Source organism: Collinsella sp. TM09-10AT (assembly GCF_003436275.1).
In the GTDB taxonomy this organism is placed as follows: Bacteria; Actinomycetota; Coriobacteriia; order Coriobacteriales; family Coriobacteriaceae; genus Collinsella.
The window spans coordinates 1-1,063 of record NZ_QSOP01000055.1 but is presented as its reverse complement, the minus strand read 5'-3'; the positions used below and the strand labels follow the sequence as shown (position 1 = coordinate 1,063).

Annotated in this window: 2 protein-coding genes; both read left to right on the top strand. The window is 65.7% G+C overall.

All coding sequences use genetic code 11. The features are described from left to right. Nucleotides 1-240, top strand: a 240-nt coding sequence (locus DXD77_RS10235) for a PTS sugar transporter subunit IIC (RefSeq protein WP_147324175.1), incomplete at its 5' end; no start/stop codon positions are given. Next, the gene (locus tag DXD77_RS10230) at nt 221-1,054 is read left to right on the top strand and encodes a PTS system mannose/fructose/sorbose family transporter subunit IID (RefSeq protein WP_117648578.1); all 834 of its coding nucleotides are present in this window, start codon (nt 221-223) and stop codon (nt 1,052-1,054) included. The genes DXD77_RS10235 and DXD77_RS10230, both read left to right, overlap by 20 nt. The last annotated feature ends 9 nt before the right edge of the window (nt 1,055-1,063 follow it).

The following is a 1,063-nucleotide window of genomic DNA, read 5'->3' as shown; positions in this document are numbered from 1 at the left end:
GGCGTTGCCGCCAACATCCTGCCTGCCATGGGCTTCGCCATGCTCGGCCGCCTGGTGCTCACCAAGCAGCTCGTGCCCTTCTACTTCCTGGGCTTCCTGCTGTGCTCCTACGCCAACGTGCCCGTCCTGGGCGTCGCCCTGATCGCCATCATCATCGGCATCGACAAGTTCGACCTGCTCGGCCTGGGCGGAGCCCAGCCCCAGCTCTCCGCGGAAGGGGATGAGGACGATGACTTCTAGTCCCGAGAACAAGATCACGCGCTCCGACCTCGTCAAGAGCGCCGTCAACGTCGGCGCCCTGGGCATGGAGTTCTCCTGGACCTACTACAAGCAGATGAACATCGCCTTCTGCCTGATGGTCGCCAACATGCTCAAGAAGATCTACGCCGGCCGCCCCGACGACTACGCCGAGGCCCTGCACCGCCACTGCGCGTTCTTCAACATCACCGTCCAGTTCGCCCCGTTCGTCGGCGGCATCGCGATGGCCATGGAGGAGAAGGTCGCCCGCGGCGAGATCGAGCCCGAGAGCGTCAACGACGTCAAGGCCGCCCTCATGGGCCCGCTGTCCGGCATCGGCGACTCCATCTTCCTGTCGACGCTGCGCGTGGTCGCCGCCGCGGTGGGCATCAGCCTGTGCCAGGCCGGCAACCCCTTCGGCCCCATCGCCTTCCTGCTCATCTACAACGTCCCCGGCTTCGCGCTGCGCATCTGGGGCGCCGTCAAGGGCTACGAGCTGGGCGTGGGCTTCCTGGACGAGGCCCAGAGGACCGGCCTCATGCAGAAGATCATGACCTGCGTGGGAATCGTGGGCGTCATGGTCGTGGGCGCCATGTGCAAGGACATGTTCTGGGCCAGCATCCCGGTGGCCATCGGCTCGGGCGACGACGCCCAGACCCTCCAGGACATCCTGGACGGCATCATGCCCGGCATGCTCGGCATGATCGCCTTCTGGCTGTACTACTGGCTGCTGTCCAAGAAGATCAACCCCATGGTGCTGATCGTGGCCACCATGGTCGTGGGCATCGTCGGCGCGTTCTTCGGCGTGCTGGCGTAAGGGCCCGGC